We start from the raw sequence: 20,165 nt of genomic DNA, 5'->3' as shown, positions 1-20,165 counted from the left end.
ATATCCAGCTCCAGCGGCTAGAATCTCCGGTCATTTCGCTCTCTCGCTCGAAGCAAAAAGCGCTTCAAGGTCGAGAGCTCCAATGCCCTGCGATTCTGAGCGAGCCGCTTCCGCTTTTAATTGATATCCAGCTCCAGCGGCTAGAACAGTCGGTTGTTTCACTCCTTCATTCGAGGCAAAAAGCGCCTCGTAATCAGGAGTTCCAACACCCTCCTGTTCTGAACGAGCCGCTTCCGCTTTTAATTATTATTGATTCAAGAACGCACGTAGCATCCAAGCGTGTTTTTCTAGTTCTGTGTAGATGCCTAGTAGTAGGTCAGATGTCATTTCATCGTCAGAGTCTTGAGCGATTTCCATGCCTTTTTTCAGTTCGACTAGCATCATTTCGTAGTCTTTCATGATTGCTTCGACCATCCCTTCTGCAGTTTCTCCGTATGCTGCTTCTTGAATAGAAGATAGTTCTAAGTATTCTTTCATTGTTGCTACTGGTTTGCCGCCAATTGCTAAAATACGTTCTGCAATTTCATCGATGTGAGTAGCTGATTCTGTGTAAAGTTCTTCGAATTTCTCGTGTAATGTGAAGAATTGAGGTCCTTTTACATACCAATGGAAGTTGTGAAGTTTTGTGAATAAAACGCTCCAGTCTGCTACTTGTTTGTTTAATACTTCGATTACTTGTTTGTTCATTATGATCAATCTCCTTTTGAGTTGTTATGTGATATCAATTACTAATTTATAATAATTATAATATAGTAATCTCTATAAATCAACCCTTTTGCTGGAATTAATTTGAACAAATTATGAACTGTTGTAAATAAAAGGCCCTATTACGGTGAAGTAATAGGGCCTTTGTTTGAGATATGGCTCTTGTTCTAAACGAGCCGCTTGTGCTTTTAGTGATATCCAGCTCCGGTGACTAGACCAGTCGATCATTTCGTGCCTTCCTGTGAGGCAAAGAACGCCTCTTCGTCAGGAGCTCCAATTCCCTCCTGTTCTGAGCAAGTCACCTCCGCTTTTAATTGATATCCAGCTCCAGCGGCTAGAATCTCCGGTCATTTCGCTCTCTCGCTCGAAGCAAAAAGCGCTTCAAGGTCGAGAGCTCCAATGTCCTGCGATTCTGAACGAGCCGCTTCCGCTTTTATTTGTTAAACAGCCTTTTGTTTTTCTTCTACATCCTGTCCATCCCAGCACTCTGTATTCTTTAAGCCAGGGATAGAGTTTGCAACGAAGACAGGATCTTTTCCTTGTTTCTTTTGTTTCAAATAGTCTACTAATGCAGCGTAAGCAAATTTGCTAAGGAATGAGATGGCAATTAAGTTTGTGAATACCATTAGTCCCATGAATAAATCAGCTAAACTCCAAACTGTTTTAAGAGCAGCGATTGATCCGAAGAATACCATTCCGACAACTGCAACACGATAAATCATTAACCATGTTTTACTTTCTTTAATGAATGCGATATTTGTTTCACCATAATAGTAGTTTCCTAGAAGTGAACTGAAAGCGAATAGGAAAATAATAATCGCTAAGAAAGTGCTTGCCCACGGTCCAATTTGTGAACTTAATGCGTTTTGTGTTAATTCGATACCTTCTAAATTTGATCCTTTGTAAAGTCCGGAACATAATACGATAAATGCTGTTGATGTACATACTAAGAATGTATCTACGAAAACGCCTAATGCTTGAACAAGCCCTTGTTTTACAGGGTGAGATACATCAGATGTTGCGGCTGCATTAGGAGAACTACCCATTCCTGCTTCTGTAGCGAATAAACCACGCTGAATACCGAACTTGATTGCTGCTCCAATACCACCAGCGATGGCTTGGTCTAATCCGAATGCACCATTAAATATTTCCATGAAAATGCTTGGTAACATATTGAAGTTTTTTATAACAACAAAAACAGCCACACCGATATAAACGATTGCCATTGGAGGAACAATCATTTCGGTAATACGTGAAATACTTTTAATACCACCGAAAATAATAACTGCAACTAATACAGCTAATAGAGCTCCTACGATCGTTCGCTCTAGTCCAAAAGCATTTTCAAACGCTATTGTTACTGTATTCGCTTGCACTGAATTGAAAATTAATCCGTACGCAACTGTAATAAGAAGTGAAAACCAGACGCCCATCCAGCGTTTGTTTAACCCTTTTTCCATGTAATATGCTGGTCCACCACGGAACCTGTTGCCATCTTTTACTTTATAAATTTGCGCAAGTGTACATTCTACGAAACTAGTAGCTGCTCCGATAATCGCGATAAACCACATCCAAAATATTGCGCCAGGTCCACCCATTGAAATTGCTAATGCTACACCGGCTAAGTTCCCGATACCGATACGTGCTGCTGCACTTAAGCAAAATGCTTGGAATGGAGAGATGCTATCTTTCTTTTTTTCTTTTCGATTAAACCCTTTACTAATTAAGCTGACCATCTCACTGAAATGAGTAATTTGGACAAATTTTAATTTAAAAGAGAAGTAAAGACCGAAGCCGATTAGCATTGCAATAAGAATATATGACCATAAAATATTATTCGTTACCTCAAGGAATCTGCTAAAGATATCAACCATATAATACACTTCCTTTTTTTCGTAATAAGAAAATTATATGCAAAAAATATACGAGAATCAATTTTTCTAAAAAATTATGTTACTTAATTCATTTTTGTGTTATGATTATGTTACATCGTAATATTTTTAGAATTATTTACATTTTAAAAAACTAAATTTAAAGCGAGAAGGTGGGGATAATTTGAAAGAAGATTCTTTATTGAAAGTAAGCCTTGAGAGTTTGAAAATGAGAAGTAATATATTTTTTATCATTACATCTTTAAGTATCTTTTTGGGGTCCACTTATTATTACAATAAAAGATTTCCAAATCACAAATATCCTGAGTGGTTAGAATTTCTAAAGCTGATTGGATGAATAAAAGACAGAAAAACAGAAAATTAAAATAAATAAGTTATGGAGGAGCTAAAAATGAATATTAGAGAAAGTGAACTTCCGGGTATTGGTTATAAGTTTCAAATCGTTACAAAAGGTAATGAAAAGATGGTAATTGTCATTCATGATGATGGTCGTAGAGAAATGTATCATTTTGATTCAGACCATGAAGAAAGCATCTCAAGTATTTCACTACGTGACTCAGAGGCAAGACAAATCGCGGCAATATTAGGTGGAATGGTATATAAGCCTAGGGCGTTAGAAAATGTTGAGATGGTTTTTGAAGGTTTAGCGATTGAGTGGTTCAAAGTGGAGAATACAGCTCCAGCAATCGGAAAAACAATTGGCGATCTTGAAATAAGAAAAACATATAGCGTAACGATAATCGCAGTTATGAAGAAGAACATGAAGAAGCTATTTAATCCAGGACCAGAAACAGTAATTGAAGAAGGAGATATGCTTGTAGTTTCAGGTGAGAGAGAAGAAATTAAAAAAATCATTAATGAATTACTTTCAAATAGGGGGGACTGATTAGATGGATACGTTAATTTTTGAAGTTGGTACAGCTTTAGTTTTAGTGGCAATTGCAGCAGTAATTGCTGGAAAGTTTAAATTCTCAGTAATTCCTTTTCTAATCGTTCTTGGAATGTTAGTAGGACCGCATGCACCGACAATAGGTGTTATCGATCTCAAATTTATTGAAAGTGCAAGTGTAATTTCCTTCCTTGGACGGATTGGGGTTCTATTCCTTCTATTCTATCTAGGATTAGAATTTTCAATGAAAAAACTAATTAAATCTGGACGCTCTATTGCGATTGGTGGAACGATTTATATTTTAATTAACTTTTCACTTGGTTTGTTATACGGATTTATAATGGGATTCCCATTACTAGAAATCTTAATTATTGCGGGTATTATTACGATTTCTTCTAGCGCTATCGTTGCTAAAGTGTTAGTGGACTTAAGAAGAACTGGTAATAATGAAACCGAATTAATTTTAGGAATTATTATGTTTGAAGATATATTCCTTGCTGTATATTTATCAGTTGTTTCTGGTTTAGTACTAGGGGATCACGCTTCCTTCTTAGGTGCCCTTACTTCAATTGGAATTGCTTTAGGATATATGCTTCTATTCTTTATAGTAGCTAGAAAGGCTACGCCGTTATTAAATAAATTGCTCAATATTAGCTCAGATGAAATCTTTATTATTGTAGTATTTGCTTCTTTATTCTTCATTGCTGGTTTTTCAGAAACAATTCACGTTGCAGAAGCAATTGGAGCACTTCTTCTAGGATTAGTTTTCTCTGAGACGGAGCATAGTGACCGAATTGAACATCTTGTTGTTCCATTTAGAGACTTTTTCGGAGCTATTTTCTTCTTCAGCTTCGGGTTAAGTATTGATCCGTTCTCATTAGGCGGAGCGATATGGTTAACATTAGGTGCTGTCCTTCTTACGATAATCGGTAACTTTGTAGCAGGAATGATTGCAGGAAGACAAGCTGGATTATCTCATAAAGCATCAACAAATATCGGATTAACAATCGTTTCAAGAGGAGAGTTCTCCATCATTATGGCTAATATCGGTATCGCCGGTGGTTTAATGTCAGTACTGAAACCATTCTCAGCACTATACGTGCTTATACTATCCATTTTAGGCCCACTTCTGACAAAAGAGTCGAAGAATGTATATAAATTCTTAAATAAAATCTTTAAGTGGGATACGAAGACTAACTAAATTAAAAAAATAAAAGTACAAGATATTTCCGGCTTGTACTTTTATTTTTGCAACGAAAACAGTAAAGAGAGGTAAATGATGCTAGGAGAGTTGATTCATTCAGTTTTAGTTTTTTTAGAAGGACTTGGTTATTGGGGAATTATGCTTGGATTAATGCTAGAGGTTATTCCAAGTGAAATCGTATTGTCTTATGCAGGTTATTTAGTATCAACAGGAAGCATTACATTTTGGGGCGCTGTCGCGTTCGGTACAATTGGTGGTGTAATTGCACAACTATTCATTTATTGGATTGGTCGATATGGGGGAAGACCTGTTCTTGAGCGATATGGAAAATATATTTTAATCCAGAAGAAACATATTGATTATGCTGAAGATTGGTTTAATCGTTATGGAACTGGCGTTATCTTTACCGCACGTTTTATTCCGGTTGTGCGTCATGCTATTTCGATACCAGCGGGTATTGCGAAAATGTCACATGCTAAGTTTATTACGCTAACTACATTAGCTGTTATTCCGTGGTCAATTGTGTTTGTATATTTAGGTTTTAAATTAGGAACAGAGTGGGAAAGTATTAATAAAGTTGCGGGGACATATGTGAAATACTTTGCACTTGCTGCTATTGTTTGTGCAATTGGTTATTTTGTATTAAAAAAAATGATGAAAAAAAAGTGATTACAGAAAAGGAATCTATGTCGACGTAGATTCCTTTTTTATTGGCATTTTTTCAAGGATGAAAGAATACGTTTAATATTTACCATATTGTGGCATACATATAGAAAAAGGGTGCTTGGAAAGGGGAATAAAGAGAAATGGAACTCCAGTTTCAAAATGTATATCAACAGGTAGAGAATTGGTATGTGTTGGATTCGGAGCTTCCTTGGGATGTCAAAAAGCTGAGAGAGGATTTGTTTTCTCTTATTGAAGTGTGTAAAACGCCCGTTATTTTTTGTGATACGTGTGATGCAAACGATGTGCTTCTATCATTAGGTGAGGAGGAAGAAGAGTTCCTATTCCCGGTAGGTGGTTTTTATCATAAAGAAAAACAATTAATTTTCGTTTGTATGTGGGAAGAGTATGAGCAAGTTCTCAAAACGCTACTGCATGAATTTCGCCATGCGATGCAGCATAAGAGAGATATATTGTATGTGGGAAGTGAACGGTACGAAGAGCGGTGGATTGAAAAAGATGCGAGGAAGTTCGCGGAGAGGAAATTGGATGAATATAAGAATAGAAAGTTAATGTAAAGCATAGTGGAGAAATAGCGCTGTGCTTTCTTTGTACTTATTAAAAATAAGTATTTGACTTTTATTAAGTTTAGTTCTAAACTAATGATATGAAACGAGCGAGGTGATGAAATGAAAACAGAAGATAGACTAGGGCTACTATTATGGTTTCGTTTGTCACGCTTTTATAATAAGAGTATTCGTGAGACGAATCAGCATTTGAAAAAATGGAATATATCTGCCGCTCAGTTTGATGTGTTAGCTCAAGTTGGAGGACATGATCGTTTAACGCAGCAAGAACTTGGAAATAAGCTATTTGTTACGAAAGGAAATGTAACGCAGCTTTTAAATAAAATGGAGCAGCTTGAGTGGATTTTGCGTGAACAAGAGGGTACTACGAAATATATTTCTTTAACAGAAAAGGGAAGAGCTTTATATGAGGAAATCGTCCCACCTCAAGAAACGTTCCAAGCAGAGAAGTTTCATAATTTAAATATAGAGGAACAAAAGCAATTATTAACACTACTAAAAAAGTTACAGTAAGAAAAAATTTTAAAATAAATCTCGAATTCGAGATAGTTTGAGGTGAAGGATATGTTTAGAAAAGTTGATCATAAAAATATGGGCAGAGCAAATCATGGTTGGTTAAATACACATTTTCATTTTTCCTTTGCTAATTACTATAATCCAAATAACATGAGCTTCGGAGCGTTACGTGTTATTAATGATGATCTAGTAGCGGCACAAACTGGTTTTGATATGCATCCACACCGTGATATGGAGATTATTTCTTACGTTGTAGATGGTGCTTTAACACATGAAGACAGTATGGGAAACCGAGGAACGATTGAACGTGGACATGTTCAATATATGAGTGCTGGCACGGGTGTATTTCATAGTGAGCATAATTTAGGCGATGAAACGTTGCGTTTATTACAAATTTGGATTTTACCAGACCGTGTGGATCATAAACCAAACTATGGTGAGTTTAAATTTGATTGGAGCAAGCGCGAAAATGAATGGTTCCATATGGTATCTTCAGTAGAAGGAGATGCACCAATTCAAATTCACCAAGATGCGAATTTATATTCCTTATCATTAGAGGCTGGAAAAGAAATTCATTTTCCAGTGAAAGAAGACCGTCAATTGTACCTTGTACAAATTGAAGGAAGTAGCGTAATAAATGGTGAAACGTTTGTTATGCGGGATGCAGTAGAAGCGGTAGAAGAAGATATTCACATTCAAGCGAAAGAGCAATCACACTATTTAGCAATTGAATTGAAAAAACAATAAAATGTGTAAAAAAAAAGAGGACATCCAATAGGATGTCCTCTTTTTTTGATTGGAATTGTCTGAAAAATGTTTCTCAAATTTTTGTTAGAGGTATCAGCTGTAAAAATCAGAATTGTATAAAAGTGTCAAAAATCTTTATGGGAATGGGGAATGTTATAGTGAAAAAGCAAGTCATTTCATCAGCATTAGCGTTAACTGTTATCGCCGGGGGATTTGGAGCGTTTGGGGCAACGACAACGAAAGCGGAAGAACAAAAAATTCAATATCATCAAGAATTTAAAACACCTGCATACATAGGTGAAGAATGGAAAGCACCGGAAGGGCTAGATAAAAAAGAGACGGTCTTTCAATACTTAGAGAGTAAGAAAGATATGTTTAAATTAGCAGGAAATATTGAAAAGCATTTTAATATCGTTGGGGAAGAAAAAGACGCTGAATCTGATACGACACATGTGAAGCTAGTTGAGAAACATAATAACATTCCTGTGTACGGTTCTGATCAAACTGTTACACTTGATAAAGAGAATAATGTAAAAGCATTCTTCGGACAAGTTATTCCGAATTTAGATGATAAAAATATTCCTGCAGCTGCAAGCATTAGTGCGGAACAAGCAGAAACAATTGCAAAGGCAGATATTGAGAAAGAAATTGGTAAAGTAAAGAGCTATGATGGTGTGAAAAAAGATTTATTTGTATATGAAAAGGACGGTCATTACTACCTTGCATACTTAGTTAAGGCATCGATTTCAAAACCAGCTCCAGGGTATTGGCATTATTTTGTTGATGCAACGAATGGAAATGTTATTGAGAAATATAACGCTGTAGATAACATTACTGGATTTGGTTACGGAGTATTAGGTGCTAGACAATCATTTGAAATTGCTCAAGATACGAAAACAGGACAATTCAACTTGTTTGATGGTAAACGAGGACAAGGTATCCATACATTTGATGCAGAGAATATGGACGAGAACTGGTTTAATTTATTCTCACAATGGCTTGGATATACAGGAGAAGAAGTTGAAAGTAAATCTAAGTTCTTCGAAGATAAAGCTGCAGTTGATGCGCATGTAAATGCAGGAAAAGTATATGATTACTACAAAAAGACATTTAATCGTAACTCTTTCGATGATAAAGGTGCGAAGCTTATTTCAACTGTTCACGTAGGTACAGCTTGGAATAACGCAGCTTGGAATGGTGTGCAAATGATGTATGGTGATGGCGATGGAAAAACATTCATTCCATTATCTGCTGGACTTGATGTTATCGGTCACGAATTAACGCATGCTGTAACTGAACATACAGCAAACCTTGTTTACAAAAATGAGTCAGGGGCGTTAAATGAATCGTTATCTGACATTATGGGTGTTATGGTTGAGAAGAAGAGCTGGGATTTAGGTGCTGACATTTATACACCTGGTAAACCAGGTGATGCACTTCGCTCTCTGAAAGATCCAGCATCTATTCCAAATCCATTAAAACCAGGTGAAGGTTACCCAGATCATTACAATAAACGCTACACTGGAACAGCTGATAATGGTGGCGTTCATATTAACAGTAGTATTAACAATAAAGCTGCATATTTAGTATCTGATGGCGGAGAGCATTACGGCGTGAAAGTAACTGGAGTGGGCCGTGAAGCGACAGAAAGAATTTACTACCGTGCTCTTACGAAATATTTAACTGCAAACTCTGACTTCAAAATGATGCGTCAAGCTGCTCTTCAGTCAGCTGAAGATTTATATGGTAAAAACTCTAAAGCTGTACAAGCTGTAACGAAAGCTTATGATGCAGTAGGCGTAAAATAATAAGAGAAAAGACCTGACATCCTAGTCAGGTCTTTTCTTTATCCCACTATCCGCAAATGATGAAATTTCCACTTTATTTAGTCGCGAATACCTAATGCGATTTTCGCCATACGTGACATACGTTCTTTCGACCACGGTGGATTCCAAACGACATTTACTTCTATTTCATTAACTTCAGGTACGTTTGTTGATAATACTTTTTTAACGTCTGATACGATTTGCCCAGCCATTGGACAACCGATAGAAGTCATAGTCATCGTAATGACAGCATTATTATTTTCATCTGCTGTAACATCATACACTAATCCAAGATTAACGATATCAACACCTAGTTCAGGGTCAATAACAGCTTCTAAATTGGCCAATAATTTATTTTCAAATGCTTCTTGTGACATAAGCAGCCCCTCCTATATTTTAATGATATCGATTCTCATTATAACGGAAATGAGCATAATGTGCAGGAAATGAGCTCAAAAAAATATCCCTCTTTGAAAGAGGGATATTTTTTTGAAAATCTATTCTGTTTTAAAATGAGATACGAGTTGATCTAACTCTTCAACTGTTTGTTTCATTTTTCCAGCAGTTACTGTCATTTCATTCATAACGATAACTTTCTGTTCAGCAGATTGTGCCGTTGCGGCGGTTTCGCTGGATACTTCAGTCGAGATAGAAGCGATGTTATTAAGTGAAGCGTTCATTTCTTCAGCACTTGCAGCCATCTCTTCAGCAGTTGCTGATATATCTTGCATTTGAGTAGATACTTTATTTACTTGTTCTACAATTGTTGTGAAAGAAGTACCAGCTTCACGAATAACATTGATACCTTCAAATGCTTCAGAACGGCCTTGAGACATCATAGAGCTAGCAGTTTCTGTATCATTTTGAATTTGATGTAATAATTGATTAATGTCTGTTGCAGCTGTTTTAGATTGTTCAGCAAGTTTTCGAACTTCGTCAGCTACGACAGCAAATCCTTTTCCTTGCTCGCCAGCACGAGCAGCCTCAATAGAAGCATTTAAAGCAAGTAAGTTTGTTTGCTCAGCAATATTAGAAATAGATTGTACAGCAGTATCAATATATTTCGTATGAGTGATTAGACGTTCAACGACTTCTGACGTAGCATTTACAGCTTCGTGTATTGTTGTCATTTGTGAAACAGATTTTTGAATAACGGTACTTCCATCGCTAGCATGTTCAGATGTGGCAACAGCAAGTTCCGCTACAGATGAAGCAGATTCAGCAATGCGCTGAACACTTACTGCCATATCATCCATTGCAGTTGAGCTTTCTTCCATACTAGAAGTTTGTGATTGAATACTTGCATTTAAGTTGGACATTGAGCTTTGGACTCTTAATGTCGCCTCACGTGATGTATTCGTTTTTTCTAGCATATTTTCAGAAGCGGTTTGTACTTCCACTGATGTTTTTTGAACACGATTAATAATATGTTGTAGGTTTTCTAACATTTTATTAAATGATGTTGCGATGGCACCGATTTCATCGTTGCTATTTACTTGTAGACGTGCTGTTAAGTCACCTTCTTGAGAGGCTAATTCTTTTAGTTTCGTGTCAATTTGTTGAATCGGTTTCACAAGTTTACCAGAGAACCACCATGCAAGAATAATTGCAACGACAATACAAATAACAAGTGATAGAAATACTGCATATTCAATTCCTAGTGAAGATTGATCAATTTTTTCAATAGATTGTTCACGTAATTTAGCTTGTTCATTACTGTAATTTGTGAAATCACCAATTACTTTATAGACAGTGCCATTTTCTGAAGAAGCTACTTGTAAAGCTTCTTCCCATTTTTGTTCTTTTGCAAGAGTAAATACTTTTTCTTCAACGAACTTTCTCCAAGTAGACCCTAATTCCATTGTGCTTTTCACGGACGAAGAAACATTTGGATTAGAAAGAAGTTTATCTTTTGAATCCTCAAGACGTTTACTCATCTCATTAAACTTGTCTAATTCGACTTGATCATGTTGTAGTAAATAACCTCTTAGAGCAGAGAGCTGTACTTGATAAGCGTCTCCACGCTCTTTCAATTCTGTTGCCAGTGGAGAAATTTCTTTTTGTAATGTTTCAGCTTTACGAGATTGGTCGATAGCAAAAAATAAAATAAATGCTAAGGCGACACCAAATAAAGCGCAAATCGTTCCCATCATGAACATAAGTTTTTTTCTGATACTTACAAAATTCATATGATTAAAAGCCTCCTTTGTGAAATCTTAGTATTAGAATTAATAAATGTAAAAAATTGAAAGAAAGCTTTACTCCAGTTGGAATAAAGCTTTCTTATTTCCTTTAGGAATTATAGCAGACGGAATGAGAGATAGAAAGAGATATTTTAAAGTGAAAAAAGAGAGCCTGTAAAACTTTCTTTCTTATACCTTTGAGCTTATGGCATTACAAGTGAAAGTTTAACTTTAAGCGTTTGTTTTGAAATGAGAAACGAGAACTTCAAGTTCTTGTACGATTGTTTTCATTTCAGATGATTTGTTAGCCACGATACTCATTTTGTTTACTTGATCACCAGCCGAAGTTGCTGTTTGTGATGTTTCTGCAGCAACTTCATTTGAAATAGAAGCGATATTATTTAAAGCTGCGTTCATTTCTTCAGAGCTTGCAGCCATCTCTTCAGCGGTTGCAGACATTTCTTGCATTTGTGTAGAGACTTTGTTAATGTGGTTAACAATTTCTGAGAATGAAGATCCGGCGGTACGAATAACCGTAATTCCTTCAGAAGCTTCTGCTTGGCCTTGTGTCATCATGTCATTTGCTATTTTTGTATCGGCTTGAATTTGATGCAGTAAATGGTTAATGTCAGTTGCGGCTAGTTGAGATTGTTCAGCAAGTTTTCTAACTTCATCGGCAACAACAGCGAATCCTTTGCCGTGTTCACCAGCACGAGCTGCTTCAATAGAAGCATTTAAAGCGAGTAAATTTGTTTGCTCGGCGATATTCGAAATAGATTGAAGTGCAGTATCGATATGATTTGTATGTGTAATGAGTCGCTCAACTACTTGTGATGTAGCGTTAACGGCTTCGTTAATTGTATGCATTTGTGTAATAGATTTCTCAATGACTTTATTCCCATTATCTGCTTTTTCTGAAGTTGTGACAGCTAAACTAGTAACAGAAGAGGCGGACTCAGCGATACGCTGAACACTCGTTGCCATGTCATCCATTGCGGTTGAACTTTCTTCAATGCTAGAAACTTGTGAACGAATATTGTGTTCAAGAGCATTCATAGTTTCTTGGGTCCTTGCGGTATTTTCCATAGAAGCGGTTGTTTCGATAAATACATTTTCGGAAGCTTCTTTTACACTTGTTGATGTTTGTTGAACTTGTTTTATTATATGCTGTAAGTTAGTGAGCATTTGATTAAAGGAATTTGCAATGTCACCAATTTCATCTTTACTCGTTACGTGTAATCTAGCCGTTAAATCTCCATCTTGAGAAGCTAATTCTTTTAACTTCTCATCAATTTGTCGAATTGGTTTAACGAGTTTACCAGAGAACCACCATGCTAATAAAATAGACGTTAATGTACATGTAATGAGTGAGAAGAAAATAATATATTGAATAAGTGATGAAGAAGACTCGATATCAGCAATTAATGCGTCACGTTTCTCATTTTCTTCATTTGTATATTTATTAAAACGACCTAAAAGATCATTTACATAATCTGTTTGTGCTAAAGCAATTCTAGATGCTTCGTCCCATTTTCCTTCACGCGCAAGAGGGAGTACCTCATTATCTATGACGCTACGCCATTTTCCTCCCATTAAAATGGCTTCTTTCATTCCTTCTGGGAGCTTTTTGTCACTTGTTACTTTCTCTCTAGTATCAGCTAATTTTTTCCCTTCTCGGTTGAACTTATCTAATCCTTTTTGATCATGTGATAGCAAATATTCTTGTAAACCAGCAACTTGTCCTTGGAACCAATCGCCACGTTCTTTTAAAATCGTCGCTCTTTTCGATACATCATTTTTTAACGTTTCGATTTCACTTGCTTGATTCATGGCGAATGAAAGTATAACAATAAGAGCAATGCTAAATAAAGAAGAAATGCTTAAGAGTGTGAACAGTAGTTTTTTTCGAATACTAACATATTTCATCGTTACCCCTACCCTCATTTAAACTGTTTATTATGATTTATAGATATTTAAAACGAAATTAATAAAAACATTATTATGAAGTTATTAATCTGTTCAATAAAAATTATAGCAGATAATGGAAGGAGTCAGATTGGTATTAGAAAAAGTTCTTAAAATGTATACATTTGCATATCATAAAATTCATAAATAAATATTAGAAATGCTATTGAAATTTGAAATGACATCATGTATACTTCTAATTAGTTGATAACGATTATCAGTATCAACTGAAAACATTACTCTTCGTTATGTTGGTCATACCCCTTTTTGACGACGTAAGTCAGAGACGAAATGTTGAAATATCTTGTGTCCTATTCTACAGAATTATGGTAATCTCCAACCTCAACTTATATGCGTGAGCATGCAAAAAGGATCCTATCCGTGAAGGGATCCTTTTTTGCATGCTGTCGCAATTATTGTATATAGACCAGGGATACGTTCTTCGATTCCTTCTGGTGCAGTAGAAGGGAAGACCCATCTTTGATGAGATCCATGTTCTTCAACTAGTTTTTCAATTTTAAAACGTTCTTCCGCAAGTGTTGTAATGATTTCTCCTAGCGTCCAGCGACGGATGGTTGTTTTAGGTAGCGATTCTTTCTGTGCTTCTGTAAGAAGGATGCTATAAGCAACATCATCTTCAATTAATTCTTCATCGAAATAATTTCCACTTGCTCGAAATGATGGATGGTCTACTCCTAATAGCTTTGTGTATATTGGATGGTAATCGCGAAGGATAAGTATCCCACCTGGCTTTAGTAGTTGAGAAATTTTTTTGAAAAGTGGTTTTAAATCTAGAAAGTAATGAAGTACACCAAGCTCCAGTAATACGATATCAAATGATTTGGAGAGATTTACATCTAGTACATCAGAAACGATGTAATGAATAGAGACGTCTGCGGCGGCAGCAAGTTCATTTGCATATTTTGCATTACTTGCTGAAATATCAACAACTGTTACGTCAGCTCCTAAAAGAGCGAGAGCAACAGCTTTATTTCCTTTTGAGCCGAGTAAATTAATAATACATTTTCCTTTTGGAGATTGTATGTAAGGTAAATAATGTGCTACTTCGCGTGTGGGATCTTCCATGATTTTTTTTGCATAATCCTCCGGTGCCCCATGGCGATTCGTCCAAGCTTCATAAGCAGCTGTATTCCAGCTTTTTTCATTTATAGTGCTTAGTTGTTTTTGGTTCAATGTTATCACTCCTTTTGTGAACGTATAGGTATTCGGCGGGAGGATGGGATTTCCTTTTCGTTCTGGATAAAAGTTTGATTTTTCTGTGATTAAGTCGTAAAATACTTGTTATACGTAAAAGCGTTGAAAAGGAAAAGTAGGATGAACACATTCTTTCCAGAGAGCTTCGGTAGCTGAGAAGAAGCAAGAATATTCATTTGAACAATGGCCTTTGAGCTTCGTCCTGAACTTATCAAATGATAATAGTAGGCGGCGACGAGAGTTGGTACTCGTTATCAAAACCACAGTATAAGAGCATAGAGCTCCGTACTTGTTAAGGCTAATTATGTGAGTGATTGGCGAAATAAGGTGGTACCGCGACTGTTTATACAGCCCCGCCCTTATCTTTTTTAAGATAGGGGCGGGGCTTTTTATATTTTAAAGGAGGAATATAAGATGAGTATTTTTATTGGAGGCGCTTGGCCGTATGCAAATGGTTCGTTACACCTTGGCCATATTGCGAGTTTATTACCTGGAGATATTTTAGCGCGTTATTACAGGACAAAAGGTGAGAATGTGCTGTATGTTTCAGGGAGTGACTGCAATGGAACACCGATTGCAATTAGAGCAAAACAAGAAGGTGTGACAGCAAAAGAAATTGCTAATAAGTATCATGAAGAATTTCAGCGATGTTTCCGTGATCTCGGTTTTACGTATGATTGCTATACACGTACCGATAGCGAGCATCATCATGAAACTGTTCAAAAAGTTTTTTTACGTTTATTAGAAGAAGGCTATATTTATAAAAAAACAGTGGAACAAGCGTATTGTGAAACGTGTACGCAGTTTTTACCGGATCGTTATGTAGAAGGAATATGTCCATATTGCCATGAAGCAGCAAGAGGAGATCAATGCGATGCTTGTTCTGCTATTTTAGATCCTCTTGATTTGTTAGAAAAGAAATGTAAGTTATGTGGTAGTACGCCATCTGTAGAGGAAACAGAGCATTTCTATTTTGCAATGCATACATTTCAGGAGCAAATTAAAAAAGTTGTAGAAATCGCAAAAGAAAAAGGAACATGGCGTGATAATGCAATTCAATTAACGGAAAGATATGTAAAGGAAGGGTTACAAGATAGGGCTGTATCAAGAGATTTACCAATCGGGGTATCAATTCCAGTGAAAGGGTATGAAGATAAAAAAATTTACGTATGGATTGAAGCAGTGGCAGGATATTATTCAGCGAGTAAACATTGGGCTGAAGAAACAGGAAAAGATGATCAAGAGTTTTGGAATAGCGATGCGCAAACATATTATGTACACGGCAAGGATAATATTCCATTTCACTCCATCATTTGGCCAGCGGTTTTACTTGGAATAGGAGAGGAAGCAATCCCGTGTCATATCGTTTCGAATGAGTATTTAACAGTAGAGAAAAGAAAGTTATCTACAAGTAAAAATTGGGCAGTATGGGTGCCTGACATATTAGAACGTTACAATCCAGATTCTATCCGTTACTTTTTAACAGTAAATGCACCAGAAAATCGTGACACTGATTTTTCATGGCGTGAATTTATTTACAGTCATAATAGTGAATTGTTAGGAGCATATGGAAACTTCGTGAACCGCACATTAAAGTTTATTGAAAAATATTATGATGGCACTGTACCAAAGGGGACTATTGATATAGAGCTGAAAGATAAAGTAGAAGGATTATATAAAAATGTAGGAGAGGCGATTGAGCAAACTAAATTTAAGGTGGCGTTAGAGACAATATTTGATGCAGTACGTTTTGCAAATAAATATTTTGATGAAAAGCAGCCTTGGAAACAAAGAGAAGATGATCCAGTTTCGTGTGAAGAAACGATTTATAACTGTGTGTATCTTATCGCTAATTTTGCAAATCTCCTTGAACCTTTTTTACCATTTTCAAGTGAAAGAGTTAGAAGCACATTGTCGATTATTAAACGAAATTGGGAACCGCAAAATACGTTGCCAAGTAGAATTGATAGCGTGCAGCCACTATTTGAGCGAATCGATGTAAAACAAATTGAGCATGAGGTAGGGAAGCTATATGGAGCGGTAAAGTGAAATATAGAAAAAGACCTTTCAAGTAAATGAAAGGTCTTTTGTTATGCAGTATGATTCTCTTTCTTATCTTTCAAAAAGAAAAGTACGGCAAGGATTACAAGAATAATAGCTGCAATATCATACGTTATTTTAAATGTAGTATTAAAGTTTAAGTACTCTACGAAAGGAGCTTTCACTGCTCCTGCATATATACAAACGGGAATGAGAAGTAAATCGTAAAATTTCTTTTCTTTCATATATCTTATTAGGAAGAAGATACACATAATAGCAAAAAATATGATGCTTAAAATAGTCATTTATACCTCCGGATAAATTTACTTATTTTAATTGCAGTTATATCTTTTATATAAATTCTGTATTTTTTCAAGCGCTATGCACGCGATTGTATTTCCTTTCTTTCCTAGCCATAAGCAGCTGAGGAGTGAAAATCCCAACCAATATAAAAATAATACCAATCCACTGCATGAATGTTACGACTTCATGTACAAGTGTAATAGAAGCGATAATAGCAGTTGGTAATTCAGCTGCACCTAATATTGTACCGAGTCCTGTTCCAACCTTTGGTACACCGATTGAAAAACAAATGACAGGTACAACAACGCCGAATAATCCGAGGAAGAAAGCATATTTCCATAGACCGGCTTGCAGGGCACCATCTGTTAAAAAGGTTGGTGGGAAGAATAGACATACGATAAGAGTCGCACTTGTTGTCATAAGAAAGCTTTTCGTATAAGGCGGAACATCTGTAGCGACGCGCCCGCTTGCAAAAACATAGAATGAAAAAGAGACAGCAGCTAATAGCCCAAAGATAATCCCTTTCGTAGAAAAATTTTGTCCGAGGCCTTCAAATACACCACCTGCAAACAATGTACCAGCAAATAAAATAAGGATAGATATGATCTTATCGCGGCTTGGAAATGTTCGATTTGCAATTGCTTCGATAATGACACCAATCCAAGTGAACTGAAAGAGTAGGACGACAGCGATAGATGCGGGTAGTTCTTCTACAGAAATAGCGTAGAAAATTCCAGTCATACTCATTGTTGTTCCGACGGTTAGTAATGAAAAGAATTGTTTTTTTGTTACTTTATGACGTGAAAAGAAAAGAACGAGTAGAAATAGTCCAATCCATCCGAAGACATATTGTCCACCTAATAGTTGATGTGCTGAAAATCCACTTAGGAATCCGAGTTTGAAAATAGTTGAAAGTATGCCGTAGCTGCAAGCACCGAATAACACGAGCAATGAATATTTAAACTTATCCATGAAAAATCCTCCTTTTAAGTAATAAAAAACGCCCGCTATCCAAATAAGGATAACGGGCGAACGAAACAGAGTAAGACACTCTACAAAATTCCGCCACTCACACATGAAGTATGAGTTTGGGGTATGTAATTATAGTGAATGTTACATTGCTTTTGGGAATACAATGGAGCATTTTACACCTTGAGCTGTGTTTTGTATCCCGTAAGGAAACTGATGTTTATCTAATATTTGTTTCACGATATATAATCCAAGACCACTACCTTGTACTAAACCGTGTTTATCAGGGTTTGCGCGATAGAAAGGTTCAAATAAATGAGCAAGTTTATCTTCATCAATTTGTGAACCTGTATTCAATACTTCTAATGCGTAACCGTTTGGTTTTTCATAAAGCTTTATATATACGTGCTGATGGTCAATTGTATAATGAATTGCATTTGAAATAATGTTAAAAATAGCAGTTTGAATAAATTTAGGATCAGCTAAAATTTGTACATCGTGTTTAATATTAGATTGTACATTTAATTGTTTTACAGATACAAAGTAATCTACTTTCTTCATAACATCCTCAATAATATTAGATAAAGAAATGACTTCTAAATTCGGTTTAAATTGAGGGTTTTGTATTTTGGATAATTCCGACATTTTTTCCGTTAATATGTTAATGTCTTGCATCATCTCGTAGGAACGTTTCAAATACTTATCTCTATCTTTATAAGCTCCAATTCCGTGAATCATGCCATCTAGTTGTCCCATAACGGCTGCGATGGGTGTTTTTAATTCATGGGATACCATAGACATAAATTCTTTACGAGATTGTTCTAATTGTTGTTCCTTCTTGAGCTCATTTCTTAAATCTTGATTGCTTTCATGTAAATTCTTCACAATATTTGGTACCTGTGAAGCGGCTACTGACAAATTAAAATCTGTTTGATCTGTATTTTTGTTAAGTAGCTTTTTATCTGAGAAATCAAGATTCATAATATCTTTTAAAGCATCGCTCATATATTGAAAAGGTTTAGCAATTAGTTTTGCGTACATTAAAGATCCGAGTAGAGATAATGCAAGCATTGTCGCGCCAACCTGTGGAGCTAACTGCTGCAACGCATCTGCTAACTTTGGATTATCATTTGTATCATTTGTTTTACTTGCTGCATTTTGTGTATGTAAGGCATCATTATTAGCGGCTTTCTTTTCTGCTTCTGTAAGCTGATTAGAAGTGCTATTTTTCCCCGAAAGGTTTTGTGTATGTTCTTTTGCTTTTGCAGTTTGGCTAGGCTGCAAAAGGTGATTGATAGCTGCAGAAAGAGATTTATAATCTACAATAGAAGATTGGAAATTAGAAATGTTCCCTTCTGACACAGCTTTATTTTGATTCGTTTTACTTTGATCGTTTTGCTTATCTGAATCCGCCTGTTCTGTAGTCGGCGTTCCATTTTCTTTCGCAAAACGTTCTTTATCGTAGTTTGAAGCTAGAAAGTAAATAATTTGATAAAGACAAAGTGATAAAAGAATACAAAATAATAAGGTTTTGATGAAAATATTTTTGGTGATGTTGTCTTTACTACGATTCGATTTTGTAGCCAATGCCTTTCACCGTTTTAATATAAGTAATTCCTAATTTTTTTCTTAAGTTTTTAATATGTGTATCTATAACTCTTACATCACCATAATGTTCATAGCCCCATACCTTATTCAACAAATCACTTCTTGATAATACTTTTCCTCGATTTTGCAGTAAAGTATAAATAATTTCAAATTCTTTTGTTGTCAATTCAATTTGATTACCATGAACATAAGCTGCATATGCTGTAGAGTTTAACATCAATTCATGGAATTGTAGTATAGTTGCAGCTTCTGCTTCCTTCGTTGCTGCCCTTCTTAATACAGCCTCTACACGCTTAATAAATACAGTGTAATGGAACGGTTTCGTAATATAGTCATCAATACCTAACTCAAATCCTTTAATTTCACTTTCTTCATTATGTAAGCCTGTTAACATAATGATTGGTACATCAGATTGTCCTCGCATAATTTTACAAATACTATAGCCATCTATATCTGGTAACATTACATCGAGGAGGACAAGATCATATGAATTTTTTTGGAAAAGAAGAATACCTTCTGTTCCAGCACCAACTACATCCACGGTAAAGTTTTGTGCCATTAGAAATTCACGAATTAGTTCTTGTATATCTGGGTTGTCTTCAATCACCAGTATATGCGTCATAGTAACACCTCCTAAATAACGCTTTTTACTGCAATATTCGAATTCATCATTTTTCGAGTGACTCAGATTGTTTATACATATAATAAGCCCCCGCTATAAAATAATCATGAAGGTAGCAAGGGGAATAGTTTATTGTTACTGAATAGTTCAGAATTACAGTAGTTCTATTATAGTATGTATTATAAAATTTATAAAACATTATAACTGTATAATTTTAATATCTACGTTTAT

Annotated in this window: 18 protein-coding genes and 1 other annotated feature; of the genes, 8 read left to right on the top strand and 10 right to left on the bottom strand. The window is 35.8% G+C overall.

Going from position 1 to position 20,165, the window contains the following annotated elements; genetic code table 11:
• Positions 1-246: 246 nt before the first annotated feature.
• Together ACTJJY_RS23050 and ACTJJY_RS23045 are read right to left on the bottom strand one after the other, a co-directional pair.
• Positions 247-687: a Dps family protein gene (locus tag ACTJJY_RS23050; protein ID WP_001041895.1), complete on the bottom strand. Its 441-nt coding sequence runs from the start codon at positions 685-687 to the stop codon at positions 247-249.
• Between the two features lie 458 nt (positions 688-1,145).
• On the bottom strand, positions 1,146-2,579 hold the full coding sequence (locus ACTJJY_RS23045) for an alanine/glycine:cation symporter family protein (protein WP_440606642.1): 1,434 nt from the start codon (positions 2,577-2,579) through the stop codon (positions 1,146-1,148).
• Between the two features lie 409 nt (positions 2,580-2,988).
• Between ACTJJY_RS23045 and ACTJJY_RS23040 the strand changes: the two genes are divergently transcribed.
• The 7 genes from ACTJJY_RS23040 (at position 2,989) to nprB (ending at position 9,011) form a co-directional block, all read left to right on the top strand.
• A complete protein-coding gene (locus ACTJJY_RS23040) occupies positions 2,989-3,483 on the top strand; it encodes a cation:proton antiporter regulatory subunit (RefSeq protein ID WP_001026075.1) in 495 nt (164 codons plus the stop codon).
• Positions 3,484-3,487: 4 nt separating this feature from the next.
• Positions 3,488-4,687: a cation:proton antiporter gene (locus ACTJJY_RS23035; protein WP_000380223.1), complete on the top strand. Its 1,200-nt coding sequence runs from the start codon at positions 3,488-3,490 to the stop codon at positions 4,685-4,687.
• 78 nt (positions 4,688-4,765) lie between these two features.
• Positions 4,766-5,359: a DedA family protein gene (locus ACTJJY_RS23030; RefSeq protein WP_440606641.1), complete on the top strand. Its 594-nt coding sequence runs from the start codon at positions 4,766-4,768 to the stop codon at positions 5,357-5,359.
• A 137-nt stretch (positions 5,360-5,496) separates the two neighbouring features.
• Entirely contained in the window at positions 5,497-5,931 is a 435-nt protein-coding gene (locus ACTJJY_RS23025; protein WP_088350853.1) for a DUF3920 family protein, read from the top strand.
• Between the two features lie 111 nt (positions 5,932-6,042).
• A complete protein-coding gene (locus ACTJJY_RS23020; protein WP_000845465.1) occupies positions 6,043-6,453 on the top strand; it encodes a MarR family winged helix-turn-helix transcriptional regulator in 411 nt (136 codons plus the stop codon).
• 51 nt (positions 6,454-6,504) lie between these two features.
• Positions 6,505-7,203 (top strand): pirin family protein, encoded by a 699-nt coding sequence (locus ACTJJY_RS23015; RefSeq protein WP_440606640.1) that lies wholly within the window; start codon positions 6,505-6,507, stop codon positions 7,201-7,203.
• Between the two features lie 158 nt (positions 7,204-7,361).
• Complete coding sequence (gene nprB / locus ACTJJY_RS23010; protein ID WP_440606647.1) at positions 7,362-9,011, top strand: neutral protease NprB; 1,650 nt, start codon at positions 7,362-7,364, stop codon at positions 9,009-9,011.
• Positions 9,012-9,088: 77 nt separating this feature from the next.
• Here the strand turns inward: nprB and ACTJJY_RS23005 are convergent, their stop codons facing one another.
• The 4 genes from ACTJJY_RS23005 to ACTJJY_RS22990 all read right to left on the bottom strand — a co-directional run bounded on the left by ACTJJY_RS23005 (position 9,089) and on the right by ACTJJY_RS22990 (position 14,371).
• The gene (locus tag ACTJJY_RS23005) at positions 9,089-9,406 is read right to left on the bottom strand and encodes a metal-sulfur cluster assembly factor (protein WP_000076422.1); all 318 of its coding nucleotides are present in this window, start codon (positions 9,404-9,406) and stop codon (positions 9,089-9,091) included.
• A 120-nt stretch (positions 9,407-9,526) separates the two neighbouring features.
• Positions 9,527-11,218 carry a methyl-accepting chemotaxis protein gene (locus ACTJJY_RS23000; protein ID WP_440606639.1) on the bottom strand — a complete coding sequence of 564 codons (1,692 nt, stop codon included), beginning with the start codon at positions 11,216-11,218 and terminating at the stop codon, positions 9,527-9,529.
• A 225-nt stretch (positions 11,219-11,443) separates the two neighbouring features.
• A complete protein-coding gene (locus ACTJJY_RS22995; protein ID WP_440606638.1) occupies positions 11,444-13,138 on the bottom strand; it encodes a methyl-accepting chemotaxis protein in 1,695 nt (564 codons plus the stop codon).
• Positions 13,139-13,552: 414 nt separating this feature from the next.
• Positions 13,553-14,371, bottom strand: a complete 819-nt coding sequence (locus tag ACTJJY_RS22990; RefSeq protein ID WP_440606637.1) for a class I SAM-dependent methyltransferase — start codon at positions 14,369-14,371, stop codon at positions 13,553-13,555.
• Between the two features lie 114 nt (positions 14,372-14,485).
• Positions 14,486-14,756: a binding site (T-box leader), on the top strand.
• A gap of 50 nt (positions 14,757-14,806) precedes the next feature.
• Between ACTJJY_RS22990 and metG the strand changes: the two genes are divergently transcribed.
• The gene (gene metG, locus ACTJJY_RS22985) at positions 14,807-16,441 is read left to right on the top strand and encodes a methionine--tRNA ligase (protein WP_440606636.1); all 1,635 of its coding nucleotides are present in this window, start codon (positions 14,807-14,809) and stop codon (positions 16,439-16,441) included.
• Positions 16,442-16,482: 41 nt separating this feature from the next.
• Here the strand turns inward: metG and ACTJJY_RS22980 are convergent, their stop codons facing one another.
• The 4 genes from ACTJJY_RS22980 to ACTJJY_RS22965 all read right to left on the bottom strand — a co-directional run bounded on the left by ACTJJY_RS22980 (position 16,483) and on the right by ACTJJY_RS22965 (position 19,934).
• A complete protein-coding gene (locus tag ACTJJY_RS22980) occupies positions 16,483-16,737 on the bottom strand; it encodes a hypothetical protein (RefSeq protein WP_440606635.1) in 255 nt (84 codons plus the stop codon).
• Between the two features lie 67 nt (positions 16,738-16,804).
• Entirely contained in the window at positions 16,805-17,707 is a 903-nt protein-coding gene (locus ACTJJY_RS22975) for an EamA family transporter (protein ID WP_440606634.1), read from the bottom strand.
• A 141-nt stretch (positions 17,708-17,848) separates the two neighbouring features.
• Positions 17,849-19,291, bottom strand: coding sequence for a sensor histidine kinase (locus ACTJJY_RS22970; RefSeq protein WP_088020134.1), 1,443 nt, complete (start codon positions 19,289-19,291; stop codon positions 17,849-17,851).
• The gene (locus tag ACTJJY_RS22965) at positions 19,269-19,934 is read right to left on the bottom strand and encodes a response regulator transcription factor (RefSeq protein WP_000148834.1); all 666 of its coding nucleotides are present in this window, start codon (positions 19,932-19,934) and stop codon (positions 19,269-19,271) included. The genes ACTJJY_RS22970 and ACTJJY_RS22965 overlap by 23 nt, the downstream gene beginning before the upstream one ends.
• Between the last annotated feature and the right edge of the window lie 231 nt (positions 19,935-20,165).

The organism is Bacillus sp. 22475 (assembly GCF_052044835.1).
Taxonomy (GTDB): domain Bacteria; phylum Bacillota; class Bacilli; order Bacillales; family Bacillaceae_G; genus Bacillus_A; species Bacillus_A cereus.
This window is presented reverse-complemented; position numbering and strand designations above follow the sequence as displayed.